General features: G+C 41.0%; 10 protein-coding genes. 7 read left to right on the top strand and 3 right to left on the bottom strand.

The window, feature by feature from the left end; genetic code table 11:
* Positions 1–2 precede the first annotated feature (2 nt).
* Genes CH367_RS10790 through CH367_RS10780 form a run of 3 tightly spaced genes read left to right on the top strand, consistent with a single transcriptional unit; the run spans position 3 to position 2855 of the window.
* The gene (locus tag CH367_RS10790; RefSeq protein ID WP_100762511.1) at positions 3–1457 is read left to right on the top strand and encodes a tetratricopeptide repeat protein; all 1455 of its coding nucleotides are present in this window, start codon (positions 3–5) and stop codon (positions 1455–1457) included.
* On the top strand, positions 1454–2446 hold the full coding sequence (locus CH367_RS10785; protein ID WP_100762510.1) for an LB_137 family protein: 993 nt from the start codon (positions 1454–1456) through the stop codon (positions 2444–2446). Before CH367_RS10790 ends, CH367_RS10785 begins: the two co-directional genes overlap by 4 nt.
* A 10-nt stretch (positions 2447–2456) precedes the next feature.
* Complete coding sequence (locus tag CH367_RS10780; protein ID WP_100762509.1) at positions 2457–2855, top strand: STAS domain-containing protein; 399 nt, start codon at positions 2457–2459, stop codon at positions 2853–2855.
* A 102-nt stretch (positions 2856–2957) separates the two neighbouring features.
* Here the strand turns inward: CH367_RS10780 and CH367_RS10775 are convergent, their stop codons facing one another.
* The 3 genes from CH367_RS10775 to CH367_RS10765 all read right to left on the bottom strand — a co-directional run bounded on the left by CH367_RS10775 (position 2958) and on the right by CH367_RS10765 (position 6446).
* Positions 2958–3350, bottom strand: a complete 393-nt coding sequence (locus tag CH367_RS10775; protein WP_100762508.1) for a hypothetical protein — start codon at positions 3348–3350, stop codon at positions 2958–2960.
* An 84-nt stretch (positions 3351–3434) separates the two neighbouring features.
* Positions 3435–4385 carry a DUF1554 domain-containing protein gene (locus CH367_RS10770; protein ID WP_165783266.1) on the bottom strand — a complete coding sequence of 317 codons (951 nt, stop codon included), beginning with the start codon at positions 4383–4385 and terminating at the stop codon, positions 3435–3437.
* Positions 4386–4838: 453 nt separating this feature from the next.
* Positions 4839–6446, bottom strand: a complete 1608-nt coding sequence (locus CH367_RS10765) for an EAL domain-containing protein (protein WP_100762704.1) — start codon at positions 6444–6446, stop codon at positions 4839–4841.
* A 1219-nt stretch (positions 6447–7665) separates the two neighbouring features.
* Here CH367_RS10765 and CH367_RS10760 point away from each other — a divergent pair.
* The 4 genes from CH367_RS10760 to CH367_RS10740 all read left to right on the top strand — a co-directional run bounded on the left by CH367_RS10760 (position 7666) and on the right by CH367_RS10740 (position 13230).
* Positions 7666–8778, top strand: coding sequence for an AraC family transcriptional regulator (locus tag CH367_RS10760; protein WP_100762506.1), 1113 nt, complete (start codon positions 7666–7668; stop codon positions 8776–8778).
* 339 nt (positions 8779–9117) lie between these two features.
* Positions 9118–10266, top strand: a complete 1149-nt coding sequence (locus CH367_RS10750) for a helix-turn-helix domain-containing protein (RefSeq protein ID WP_100762703.1) — start codon at positions 9118–9120, stop codon at positions 10264–10266.
* 351 nt (positions 10267–10617) lie between these two features.
* On the top strand, positions 10618–12705 hold the full coding sequence (locus CH367_RS10745) for a putative Ig domain-containing protein (protein WP_100762504.1): 2088 nt from the start codon (positions 10618–10620) through the stop codon (positions 12703–12705).
* Positions 12706–12720: 15 nt separating this feature from the next.
* Positions 12721–13230 carry an Lcl C-terminal domain-containing protein gene (locus CH367_RS10740; RefSeq protein WP_100762503.1) on the top strand — a complete coding sequence of 170 codons (510 nt, stop codon included), beginning with the start codon at positions 12721–12723 and terminating at the stop codon, positions 13228–13230.
* The last annotated feature ends 483 nt before the right edge of the window (positions 13231–13713 follow it).

The following is a 13713-nucleotide window of genomic DNA, read 5'->3' as shown; positions in this document are numbered from 1 at the left end:
AAATGAAAAAAAGTATTTTGATCGCAATTCTAGGATTCCTATTGATCGTTTTTTTCGGACTCGTCGTACTCGATACAAAACTCTACGAATTGAAAGTAACTCTTGAAAAGAGAAAACTTTTTAACTTCTCCTTCTCCAGCGAAATTCTAAGATCCAAATTCGAAAGTATTCTTTCCAACCGAGACAATATCAAGGCGGAGATGAATCTAAACAATCTCCAGAGCTCGTTGATCGAAAGCAATCAGCTTGAAAATTTCAGCGTGGGAATTCTCCAAACTTTCGGTTCCGTTCTGATCAACGGAGTTCGTCTGATCACGGGCAAACCTTCGATCGACTTTGAAATCAGTTCCACGAAAATCCGCGCGCTCGAACGCGCATTCAGTTTGGAAAGAAACCAGGCCTACAAGGACGCATATCAAGCTTACGGAGAAACGTTAGACATCTTTGCAAAGGGAACGGACGAAAGCGGATTCATCCTTTTACACCAAGGTTTTTGTTTGGCCGTTCAGGGAGAATTCGATCTCGCGCTGAAGGATTTGGAATCCGTTCTGGAGAATAATCCCGGAACCGTATTCGCAAACGACGCCGAAATTCTAATCGCAATCATTCAAAAATCGAAACAAAGCGTTCGGGAAATCGAGGAGAATTTCGACAGCCCCGAGTCCAGGGCCAAAGCCTTTTTCGCAAAAGGAAATTACGCAAAGGTTTTGGAAGAATTCGCAAAATCGAATATGACTTCCGCAGAGATGAGATACATCCGCGCGTATTCTCTGGAAAAAACTGGAAACCAAAGTACGGCGATCACCGAATACGCAAAACTCGCTTTTTCGGACACGGATAAGGAAATCGCAATCAAGGCCAATCGAAGATTGATGATGCTCGGTCATTACTACAATGCGGGAAGTGAAATCGCGAGAATCTCGGATAAGAACGCGGAACGGTTAGGAGACGCAAGCGAGGCCGCCGAGATTCGCGCCTCCTCCGAAAAGTTAAAACCCGCGGGCCTAGACGAGAATTTTCGAAGTCTGAATGAAACCGGTAAGATCGACGAGAAAAAGACGGCGCTCAGCGGAGAACTTCAGGATATCGTAACTAAGTCGGACGCATTCTTAAAAAAAGCGGAAGACGATGCCAAAGTCGAAGCTCGTAACTACATAGCGGTTCAAGTTGTGGATTCGGTTCCGGTTTACGGAGACAAAATCATCATCGACGGAGACCAAACGAAACTTTTTTCCGCGCACTTCCCGATCACTCTTGCGACATACACGATCGATTCGATCGGTCTTATGAAGAATTCGATCAAAAATCCACATAAACTTTTATTCGTTCAAAACAAGGAGAAGACCCCGTTCTTAAAAGCGGTTTTCGAAGACGATCAGTCGATTACGTTGATCGAGAAAAAATCTAAGAAGAAAATCAACCTGAGTTCTCCGATTCAGATCGAGTTGTCCAAATGAAAAAAACTCTGGTTTATATTCTTCTTTTTACGTTCTTAAACGGATATCTACAAGCACATCGTGTGATTCTAAAATCCGGAGAACAACTTTCGGGGGATTTGAAGGAAACCGACGGGGCTTCCGATCATATCATTATTTCCACCGAAGGTGAAGACATAAAAATTTTCAAAAAAGATATCGCCGAAATGTTTTTCGAGGAAGCCGGAAATCATCTTTGTATGCATTTCAAGGGTCAACCGGAATCGAAATGCAGTTTGAAACTTCTCAAACTCAATGCAAGCACCGTATTTTACGTGGATGAAAACAACCGATATCTTCGCGTTCCGTTCAAGGACTTGGAATCGATTACGATCGAAGCCCCTTCCACAAAAGTTTTGGATCAACTTTCCAAAACCGGGTTTCAAATCGTGATCAAGTCCAAGGATCAAAGTGAAATTCAATCTCCCATCGAAAGTGTAAACGAAAACGCGATTTTCGTTCAAACCGAAACGGATGTAAACCCCATACCGATCCCAAGAGAAGAGATCCTGTCTTTGTTCTACAAAACTGCGGAGGATAAAAAAGATCCAACCAAAGAAAAAGAACCGATCAACCTGGTAGACTACTTGGTTCCGGGTTATTACGTCAAAAAACAGGGATATACCAAAAGCGGAATCGCGATGATGGGTTTAACCGGCTTTTTTATAGCGGGAAGCGTTTACGAATTTTTCGCCGCAAAAAACGCGGCAGGGAAAACTCCGGTTTATTTTCCTCAGAGCAACGGCTCTATTTTATGGGCGGAACAACCAAACGGAGAATTCGATAAACACAAAAGACTCAATCAACTTTTCTTAATATCCCTTGCCTGCACATATCTATTCAACACGGTTCTTTTGACCTTTCCGGTTGCCTTTTCGTATTTCTTTCAGGAAATACCGTCCGCAACACCGAACTTACATTCCGTGGAGAAGGACCAAAAATTCGAAATGAAAATAAATATTAACTTTTAGGAGCACAAAAATGGAAGCTACAAACAATTCAAAAGACGAGTTATCGGTGGAGGTTATATCCAATTCTCACGTAAACCATCTGTTAAAACCGCATATTACGATCGTAAAGACGAACGGAGAAGTGAACATCTTCTCTTCGAAAAAACTCAAAGATCTTTTCACTCTGAAAATCGACGAAGGCACTCGGGTTCTTTTATTGGATCTTTCTTCGACTACACATATCGATTCTTCCGGACTTGCGGTGTTGATCAGCACTCAGGCAAAATTGATGAAACAACTCAAAGGGGCTTTGATCGTATATTCGATTCCGAACTCGATCAGCAAGATTTTCGAATTAACTCGATTGGATAAACTCATCACCTTGTCGATCGACTTGGATGAAGCCGTCGATAAGGCGATGGCCTACTAAAAAACACCGATCCCTCTGGACTCGAAAGGAATTCGGGTTTAGAGGAAATTCTCCCCTCTCGAAACGATCTTCGATCGAAAAGAATTCCGACTTTTTAAAATTTCAATAACCGTCTTTGATCAAGTAATCCAAATGAAGTCGAATATCCGATTCGTCGGTGGCGTCGTCTAAAAGTGTATCGTTTGAGATCTTATCGTTCAGAACCTGAGTCAATTCGGCTTCGTTCTTAGCCAAATAAACTCCGTTAAAAACGGAATAGTTTTCGATCCACAACTCCAACTTCCTACATTCAGATAATATAATACAGTTATGATTGACCCGGATCGAATCCGAAATCATCTTTCGAAAGTTCGTGAGATTGATGAATTCTTCGTTTTCAATCTTATTCAGATCCAAAATATAAATTCCGGAAAACTCGTCTAAGATGGACAGAATGATATCTCGAACGTTCATGATGGAACGATTGTCGATCACACCGGACAATCGAATCAACATTACCTTGGCAGTCGTTCCTTGTACATTGAATGTAACGAACTCATTACTAACCTGCATTTGCACCCTCATACTTTAAAAAATTTTTTATAATCGAACACATAAGATAGAATGCCGAACATCGCAGTTGTCGTACGTATCGTTGAAAGATACGTTCACCACCAAACCCGAAGCCGAACTTAGATTCGAAGTCCAACCCGAACAATCCACTCCGGTCGAAAAAGAATTGTAATAACCCGTCCAGATACGAGCAGGAGTCGGCGACACGGACAAAGGCAAATTTTCAGAAATCGGAATCGTAAAAATTCCGGAAGAACTTGCGGAAGTTGCAGGAACGGAAAAAGAAGTTCCAAAAAAATACTGAGAATGGGAAGAATCGTTGCTGTGAACGTAATAACGTAAATTTTTACGAACGGGCCAATCCATCCCGCCATCGTCGTTCAAACTCGGCTTTCTTTGATACTGTGCGCCTAAAAGCGCGCGGTATTCGGTTTTATCTCCGGGAAGAAAATTCCCCTTTTCATTCTGACAAATCCTGTCCGCGCCGTCCAAACCGCCTAAATTCCCATCGTATCCTGCTCCGTTTGCGGTCGCGAAGAACATACATTTATCGGAATCTAAGATTCGAACGTTGACCTTTGCGACGACCAAACCGTTTTCATCCTTAAGATTCAACGTCAAATTCTCGTCGTCACAGTTCAAATCCGTGTTTGTGAAAAGCCGAACGGTGACCTTTGCGTTGTCGGAAGATCCTACGACGTTCGCTTCTTCGGAGAATGAAAGAGTATCGAATACATTCGATTCTTTGAATATTTTAACTTTATTAAGATTAGAACGGGAAGAAATCGGTATTTCGATCGTGATCGCCTGCCCCTCCACTACGGAGAAAAACGGAGAATTTTCCGTATAAGCCGGTGATCGTAACATCAAAGCGTTTAACAAAAGTCCGACTTGACTGTGGGAAGAATCAAGTTCAATCGGCGTTGCCTGCGCGCAGTTTATAAGAATCAATCCAAGAGACGCAACAGCAAAACTCAAAGAATTCTTTCCTTGAATTGACTTCGGAATAAAGCGAAATCGCTTTTGAAGTCTAAGATTCGAACGTAAACTGTTGGACATGTCTATAGTTTATTCAATTCATGCTCTTCGTTCACCGCATACTATAAAAGGAACACTTTTTTATTATTGGCCTATCCGCGTTTAAAAATTCATTCATCCCTTTAGGATTTTATGTTTTTCTTACTTATCAATTCGAAAAGACATTTCGAATTTGAATACTTTATTATGATAATTTCATAAACTGATTCCGATCGATTCAAAAGAATGAAAGAAATTTTATCTTTTTATATTCCGTTGATAACTTGAACGGCTCAGATGAAACCGTTTTTACAAATTTGGAGAATCCATTCATACAGAAAGATTTGTTTTTGTTCCGACAAGAATCAAAATCACATTCAAGTTTGATTCCATACGAAATATTGAAACTGTTTGTTATTGAGAAGTCAACGGAAACCGAAAGGAAGAAAGATCCGTAATCTGCGTGGGCTTTCCGTAATGATAACCTTGTAGAAAATTCGCACCACAATCGAGTGCGATTTTTTCAAGTTCAAGATTTTCGATTCCTTCAAAGACCGTTTTTTTACCGAGCGACAAAAGAACCTGAGAGATTGCCTTCAATACGCTTCGTTTACTTTGATTCGTATCGACTCCGATGATCAAACTTTTATCCAACTTCACGTAATCACATTCTATCTTTTCGATTCTCGAGAAATTCGAATTCCCGATTCCGAAGTCATCGATCGCAATCTGAAACCCGAAACGTTTTAAAATCGACATTTGTTCGATGATCAACGTCGTCTCTTCGTAACGACTTTCGGTAATCTCGAGAACGATCGAATTCGGAATCAGATTTAACTTTGAAAAATAAGAAATCAAATTGTCCGCAAATTCGGGATTTTTTAACTGAAAGGGAGAAACGTTGATCGAGATCAACGGATTGGAAGATAAGAATTCATTCTTACGAATCTGAGACAGATCCCAAAGTGCGTTTTGAATCACCCAAGCTCCGATGGAACTGATCAAACCCGATTCTTCCGCCAATGGAATGAAAACATCCGGACTGATCATCCCCTTTGCGGAATGATTCCAACGAGAAAGGGCTTCCAAAGAATGAAGCGCCTTTGTTTCCGCGTGAACGATCGGCTGATAATACAAAAGAAGTTCTTTTTTATGAACGGAATTTCTGAGGGATAAATACGTTGCGATCAAATTGGAAGAATCGTTTTGGTTCTGTGTCGCATAACGGCTGAAAGGATAATCGATCACTTTTTTCAAGTTCGCCCGCAATCCTTTGAGAATGTGAAGCGGACTTGTGGTCGTCTCCGCCGTGTGAAATCCGCCGATCGAAAGTTTGAGATGAAATTCGTGATTATCGATTTGGATCGTATTTTTCATATACGAAATCAAACTCGAAGGAATCCAATTGATGTCTACGTCCGGTTTGTTGATCTGATACGCGAAAAAGATCTGGTTTGTGGAAATGCGAAGACCCACGTTCTGACTGTTTGTAATCGTTAAGAATTCGGTATGTAGATCCAAAAATACGGCCTCGTAGATCTGAGTTTCGTATTTGTGAAGAGCGGGATGATTGTAGATTTCGATGTTTACGAGATAAAAATACGTTTTTTCAAGCTTGAGAGTGCGCACTAAATCGTGCTTTATCGAACGAAATCTCTGAATTCGATTCTTTTCCGTATTGGAAAGATTCCGTGCAGTAGATTCGATATGCGCGAGTACATACCCGCCCTTCAAGTTGATCTCAAAGTTGACCTTATAAATCAGATCATTTTTAGATCGGACCATCAATTGAATGTTTCTATCGTTTTTGAACTTTCGAAAAGCGGAGATATTGGAATGAATGTTGCCGTAATCGATAAATCTTTCGACTGCCTTCTTGAGCTTAGGATCCGAATCCAACAAAGAATTGTAATGCGGTTCCGAATAGAGTTGTTTTCCGTCGAAATCGTACAGCGAGTAGCTGAACACGTCGGTCGGATGTGACTTGTTCTCTATATAAAGATCGCTGTATTCGGAGATCATGAGATCATTATATATTAGAAGTCGATAGTTTCTTTTCATCTTATAACCTAAATTTCAAAAGAATTTTAGGTAAATTTTTCAGCTTATAATACTTACGATTCATTATTTCAACTTTTTGCATAAAGAAGAATGAAAAGAAAGAATCAAGGGCCTCAAAACAAAGGACTTTTGAATCCATGTTTTATCAATTTTTTCTTCAATATAAAGCACCGCTCACCAAAACAAAATTACAAATGAGTATTACTTACTCATATTGGAAAGGCATCCATCTTTAGATGGATTTCTCTTAAATATAAAACTCGGCTCAGTTTCTATTCCTCGGCGAAGACATCGAGCCCGAAGCGCGCCTAAGCCTCACAACAGCATTCATAAAAATAAAAACGGAATCGAAGCGCTTCCATCCATGTCTTTTTAATTTTATAGAACGTACAAAATAAAGACCGACTTTGTTTTTTCTCCCCTGCTTTTGCTCTTCAGATTTCAAAAGCGGGACTCATTCTTTCATTTCTATCTCTCAAACAGGTTCTATTCTGGAATCGTTTTTAGACCGTTTCAAAAACCAAGGCCTGTCTTCTTAGCAAAATATAACCTGAAATAAGCAGATTCTTTAATTCGACATGATTCTGCGTATTCAGCTATAGAGTTTTTGAAAAAGGACAAAAATTATTTTTTTGCAATTCATTTAACAATAGAACGTTAGATACAGCTTCTCACCATTCTTCGTCGGAAGATTGGAGCCTATTTCCAAGTTCGTTTAACATTTTAAGAAATTCTAAAATAAATTTCATGCGCATGAGAACTCATAATTCTTAGATTGTTTTTATTTTTGAACATCAATTTAAAAATAAATTATTTGTTTTTACAATATATTGATTTTATATTATAAATCGGATAATTAAGCGGTATAGGAATGCTACGCATGCAAATATTTTACATACAAAAGAAACTATTTATCTCCCGAAGTGTTGTTTAATTGATTTGTTATTAAACGGAATAAAAGTAATCAAGAATATTCAAAATTTCTTTTACAATCTAGATGTCAATTTCACTCTCGCATATAGAATGATTCATTTGTTCTGAATTTGAATAGACCAAATTGAATTCAGTTTAAAAATGAATATATTGATTGGAATATGGTGAGTTCACTATACTATTAATTAGAGATGAGCTTTAGTTTTCGAAACAAATAAACAAGAAAACCAAAAGTGAAGAATGGATTATGGTGAATATTTTAGATTCAATGTTTAATGAAGAAATCTTATTGAGCTTAATAAGATTTGGAGCGGGCTTTTCTTTAGTCCTAGGAATTGGAAGTTGGATACGCGCAAAAAGACAAATCGACTATCTGGTGTCGCTGGTTTTAGTATTAACCGCGATCTTTCAGTTTGTTGATGAATCCAGTTTGAGTTTATTCACACAACCTTGGATTCGAAAATTCCTATTTTTAGTCGATATCGTAGCGTTAGCCGCGAGCGGAACCCTTGTGTTTTTGATTTCAACGATGATTTTTAAGAAGTATTCGGAACTTCCTTTGATCTTCTATTGGAATCTTTTGGGACCGTTCATTCTCGCGTTACCGATCGCAACTTTCTACGAACAACAAGGCGGCAAAGAACTGGAATTCTTCCTATTTGCGGCCGATTTGTATGTTTTCGTGTATTTTGTGATCGCGGTGGCGAACGTGTTTATCGATAAAAAATACGAATCTTCCATGATGAGCTTTCGAACGGTTCTTACGTTGGTGATTTTGATTTCCCTGTGTATTCCCTTGGAAATCCTCGGAATCGTGCTTCAGAGCAAATCTCTGATCTTATTGTCCAGCGTTCACACTTCGTTTGCGGTGGTTTTCTATTATTTTCTTACTTTGATTTACCCCAATCTACTTGATTTTCTTTCACTGGAACCGAGTAAGAATCTAGTAAAACGATCCCTTTTACACGACGTAGACATAAACGCGTTGAAAGAGAAATTAGCCCGCATCATCAAGGAAGAAAGAATTTATTTAGACGAGGACATCCGCCTCCCCGATGTCTCCGAAGAGCTTGGAATTTCCGTACATCAGCTTTCTTTCTTTCTGAACAATCACTTAGGAAGTAACTTCAACAATTACATCAACCGGTTTCGAGTCGAAGAAGCTAAGTCCATGCTTCTCAACGATCCTTCTCGTTCCGTGGTTTCGGTGGGAATTGCCGTGGGTTTCAATTCGAATTCTTCCTTTTATAAGGCTTTTCTAAAGGAGACCGGAATGTCTCCGAAACAATTTAGGGAAACACAACCGAAGGTGATTCACTTTCAGTCCTCTGCTACGGCGGACATTCAATTTAGAAGCTGAACCTCCTCTAAACAAAAAAATCTGATGATCTTCATCCATGACGGAGGATTCCAACTCCGTCCATTCTTCCTTTGTAATCTTGAAAATCGATCGCATAGGGACCGTTTATCGAAGAATCGATTTCAGATTAAATTTAATTCTAAAATAGAATATATAAAATTCATGATATTTATAATTTTCCGTTTTTTAAATTATATTTGCCGAAGACCTCTCTAGAACTTGGAGGTTATAATAAAATGAACGGAAATAAAGCAATGTTTGAAATCTTATTTTCGCAGAAATTCCATAAACGCGGATTCAAAGTTTATCAAACTCCTCTCATGGAAGGAAATAATTCGAATGTTCAATTCAAGTCTACTCGCTGATACCCTATTTCATACGTTCTTCTCGGAAACAAATTTATTCTATGCGCACGCCGCCGGGGTTGGAACAGGAATCGTAATGGCGATCGCCAAACTTTACTCGGGGAAACGGGACGAATTCAGTAAATCTTATGGAACCATTCTCCTCAGCGTCAGCGTTTTTCTGATGGCAAACAACCGAGTGATCTTCCCGCAAGAAACCGATCCAAGACTCGCTCAGGATCCTGTGTTCTTAGGAGTTTATTTCGGATTGGTTCTTTACGCTTCCTCCGCGGTTTTGATCTGCATGATGTTCATTTTGGATCGTCTTCAAAATCCTTGGCAATACTGCAAAAAAATTCTTTGGATCGTTCCGATTGCATTGATCGCGGCCTTTGCCATTCCCGGAACGATTTACATCGGCCTTTGCGACTCCATCGCGATCCTAATCACTCTTTATACAACCGGTTGGTCGATTCGCGAGATTCTATCCTTGGAAGAGCAAAAAGTTTTTTTCAATTTTCCGTTCATCACAGCGATGATCACCACTTCTCTGATTTTGGATCTGATCGGAACATTGATGAATTCCACGAGAATGCTTATGTTTTCCGAATTGATTCCAGGCGTTATGATCGCCTACATTACGTTAATCGAGCGATTTTATCCCGTTCTTTTCAGCAGGGCTTACGGGGGAGAATCCGCGAAAACCTTAATGGATAGCCAGGCTTTTATCGATTCTCCCGTGGATGCGCTCATTGAGTCCGATGGTTTGACCGAATCCGGAAGGAATATTTTGGAGGGAGTGGAACTGGAAAAGATCGAGGAAAGAATCAATTCTTTTCTACAAGTTCGGGGTTATGCGGACGAAGAGCTTCGTTTGCCGGATTTCGCTTCTTATTTGGGCCTTTCCACACACCAAGCCTCGTATTATCTCAACAAACACATGTCGATGAAGTTCGCGGACTTTTTGAACATGAACCGAATCGAAGACGTTAAGCGAAACCTCCGAAGCAAATCGCATATGAATCTTTTGCAAATCGCTTTGGAATGCGGTTTTAACTCGGCTTCATCCTTTCATAGAGCTTGTGTAAAGTTTACGGGAAAATCTCCGAGAGAATTCAGAAAGTTGATCAATTCTCAGAGTTAAGGACCAAAGGCCCCTCTTAAATAAACGGGGCCTTTGGATTGTTGCGCTAAATAAAATTCTTCATCTTATAACGCGAGCGGTATTAAATTGGATTCTGTTGTATGGTTTATCCAACAGATAAAAAGGTTTTGGTTGGATCCATTCATCGTTAGAATGCAAAAAACGACGATTGAAAACTGAAAAGGAAGTCAAAGCGATTGTGATGACTTTGTTTTTCGGAGAAAAATTCTAAATTTTGATTCGTTGTCGAACATTCAGCCTCGTATTTCAAAAATCCATTCCTACTCTTTTTACTGCTTCGTTTCAGTGATTGTGTTCGTATCTTTCCAAGGTAAGCACGTGAGGGATTTTATGAAAAAAGAAAAATATCGACTCAACAAATCGAAAGAATCGATTGAAGTCGTTCTATTTTCAAAATCGAATTCCCGAACATTCCGTAAAACGTTCTTTTCCATTCTTCATTCTTTAATTTTTCTTTGTTTTGTCAGTTGTGTCGGAAACGGAAATCATTCTTGGAGCTTTAAGGGAATCTTCGGTCCGATGAATCTCTTTCAATCCTCCAATGCACCGCTTTTTCTCAATTACACTACAAGTCCTTTTGTTCTCACCAAGGACGTTCCGATCGCGACGATTCAACCAACAACAAGCGGCTCCATCAACGATTGTATATCCAGCCCCTCTCTTCCTACCGGACTTTCGCTGGATTCCAATTCCTGTGTGATTTCGGGAACACCCACGGTAAATCAACCCGCAACGAGTTATACGATTACAGCTTCCAACGCATCGGAAAACAAGGTCAGTACGATTCTGATCACGGTGAATATGAATCCGCCGGCGGGCCTAAACTTTGCAACCGGTCCTTTTACATTTACTGTGAACTCGGCTCTTACTACGATCAATCCGACTTATACGGGAACGATTACAAGTTGTAGTTCCAACGTCCCATTGCCGACGGGACTTTCTTTGGGTGGTTCCGATTGTTCTCTTTATGGAACTCCATCGCTCATTCAGACCGCCGCAAACTACGTCATCACCGCAACCAATCCGTTTGGAAGCGCGAATACGACGATTTCGATCACAGTCAACGCCGCACCTCCTACGGCTTTGAACTACGCGGGAACCCCTTTCGTTTTTACTCAAAATGCAACGATCGGCACGATCACTCCTACTTACACGGGAACGGTTACCGCTTGTAATTCGGACATTACTTTACCCGCGGGCCTTGCTTTGGATTCGGTTTGTCAAATCACGGGCACGCCGAACACGCTTCAAACAGCGACGGATTATACGATTACGGCGAGCAACGCCTATGGAAACACAACGTTCCAGATAAAGATTACCGTAAACCTTGCTCCTCCGTCTGCGTTGAGTTATACGGGCGGACCTTTCGTTCTTACCGAGAATTCCACCGTCACTTTAACTCCTACGGTAACAGGAACCGTCACGAGTTGCACCTCCGGCACCGCTCTTCCTACCGGGCTCGCGATCAATGCAACCACCTGTGTGATTTCGGGAACACCGACCGTAACGCAAACGGCCACGAATTATACGATCACTGCGAGTAATGCGTATGGCAGTACTACGGATACGATTTCACTTGCGGTCAATGCGGCGGCGCCTTCTGGACTTACTTATACACCGACGAACTTGACTTTTTACAAGGGAGTGAACACTTCGATTTCGCCGACCGTCACCGGAACGGTAACGAGCTGTACATCTGGCTCCACTCTTCCCAACGGACTTTCGATCAACTCGACGACCTGCGCGATTTCCGGAACGCCTACGAGCTTTCAAACCGGAACGAATTATACGATCACTGCGAGTAATTCTTCGGGAAGTACAAACGCTTCGATCAACATTCTCATATACGGAAACGCTCCGATCAAAACGATGCAGAACACTTGTTGGAACACCGCAGGAACCTTGGACGCAACCTGCGCGGCCGCCACTTCGAACGGACAAGACGGGAAACTCCAAAAAGGAGTGAACGCAAGTTTCACAAACCAAACCGTAAATGGAAACGAGTATATCGTCACCGATAACAACACAGGTTTGATTTGGACGACTTGCCACTTCAACAAAACCAATGCAGACTGCTCCGGCGGGACAACCGCTTATTACAATCTAACGGGTGCAACTAACGCGTGCATTGCGTTGAACGCACTCAATTCAGGAGCCGGTTACGCGAATCGAACCACCTGGAGATTGCCCACAATTTCCGAAATCGAAACCTTAGTCGACTTCAACGTAGGAGCTTCCCCGAGAACATTTACCACCGCGTTCCCGGGAACCTCGGGAGGTTATTACTATTGGAGTTCTACCCTTTATCTGCCGGATACGACTAAGTCCTTGGTTTTATACTTTTCCGACGGTGGAACAACTTGGACCGACAACGCACCTGCGGGCTCAGTCGCTCGTTGTGTTTCTACGGGACCTTAAAAGAAAGGAGACGCTATGATCCCGATCCAAACTCAAAATAAACGAAAGAATTTCGGTTCTTTTATATTTTATAATTTTATAATATTCTTTTTTGGACTTACGGTTTCCGTATCTGCGGCGCCTTATGTGGACAACGGAGACGGAACTGTAACCGACATAGGAAATGCGCTCATCTGGCAAAAATGTACGAATAACCTTTCGGGAAACAATTGTGAAATCGGCGGGACCACACAATTAAACTGGAACGACGCACTCAACTACTGCAACAACCTTTCTTTGGCGGGAAAAGTCTGGAGATTGCCGAACATCACCGAACTCCGAAGTATCGTAAAACACGCCGGGCTTTCACCGGTAATCGACAGCATCACCTTCCCCGCGACGGCAACACAATACTATTGGAGTTCTACCACATATTTACTCGCGACCTCTCAAGCTTGGTCGATCAACTTTCAGTCCGGATTTACGGCGGGAACCAATGGAAAAACGTATGTTCTGTTCGTTCGTTGTGTTACATCTCCTCCTTGAAGTGAGAAAGAATTTAGAACGGTTGTCGTTTTAGAAGAATTTTAAACGGAACTAAAATTTGCTCCGATTTAACCCGAACTCGAATAACGTCCGACCAAATTCAGTCCTACTCACCGCAAGTCGCATTAAAAAACGTAAAGATCATTCGATAAAAATGCCGTTCTGGCATGAAGTAAACTATTTGTCAATTTTTTAGTTTACTTAAACACACCTTTACGGGACATGGCTAATAGAGTCACTCCATAAGGATCGCTTACCGAACAAAACGACCTAAGCCGTTGATTCAAGTTATAGAGAATCGATTATATTCAAATGTTATCATGTCGCATTAGCAAAACCGATATTATGCAAATCATCGGGCCAATGAATCGGGATCTTACATTTCTAAATCGATTTGCAAATTATATATTTCACTTTTCACAAAGTTCGAAAAGGCAATTTGAAACCGCTCTCATTCAAATGAAAAAGAAAAACAATATAAAA

It is taken from the genome of Leptospira barantonii (assembly GCF_002811925.1).
Taxonomy (GTDB): Bacteria; Spirochaetota; Leptospiria; order Leptospirales; family Leptospiraceae; genus Leptospira; species Leptospira barantonii.
Note: the sequence above shows the minus strand (reverse complement) of the source record. Positions and strands in the feature narration are given on the sequence as shown.

Excerpts from the sequence above, each read along its gene's own strand:
- CH367_RS10765 (WP_100762704.1), bottom strand. The coding sequence starts at position 6,446 with ATGATCTCCGAATACAGCGATCTTTATATAGAGAACAAGTCACATCCG.
- CH367_RS10775 (WP_100762508.1), bottom strand. The coding sequence starts at position 3,350 with ATGTTGATTCGATTGTCCGGTGTGATCGACAATCGTTCCATCATGAAC.
- CH367_RS10760 (WP_100762506.1), top strand. The coding sequence starts at position 7,666 with ATGGTGAATATTTTAGATTCAATGTTTAATGAAGAAATCTTATTGAGC.
- CH367_RS10740 (WP_100762503.1), top strand. The coding sequence starts at position 12,721 with ATGATCCCGATCCAAACTCAAAATAAACGAAAGAATTTCGGTTCTTTT.
- CH367_RS10780 (WP_100762509.1), top strand. The coding sequence starts at position 2,457 with ATGGAAGCTACAAACAATTCAAAAGACGAGTTATCGGTGGAGGTTATA.
- CH367_RS10785 (WP_100762510.1), top strand. The coding sequence starts at position 1,454 with ATGAAAAAAACTCTGGTTTATATTCTTCTTTTTACGTTCTTAAACGGA.
- CH367_RS10750 (WP_100762703.1), top strand. The coding sequence starts at position 9,118 with ATGTTCAATTCAAGTCTACTCGCTGATACCCTATTTCATACGTTCTTC.
- CH367_RS10745 (WP_100762504.1), top strand. The coding sequence starts at position 10,618 with ATGAAAAAAGAAAAATATCGACTCAACAAATCGAAAGAATCGATTGAA.
- CH367_RS10790 (WP_100762511.1), top strand. The coding sequence starts at position 3 with ATGAAAAAAAGTATTTTGATCGCAATTCTAGGATTCCTATTGATCGTT.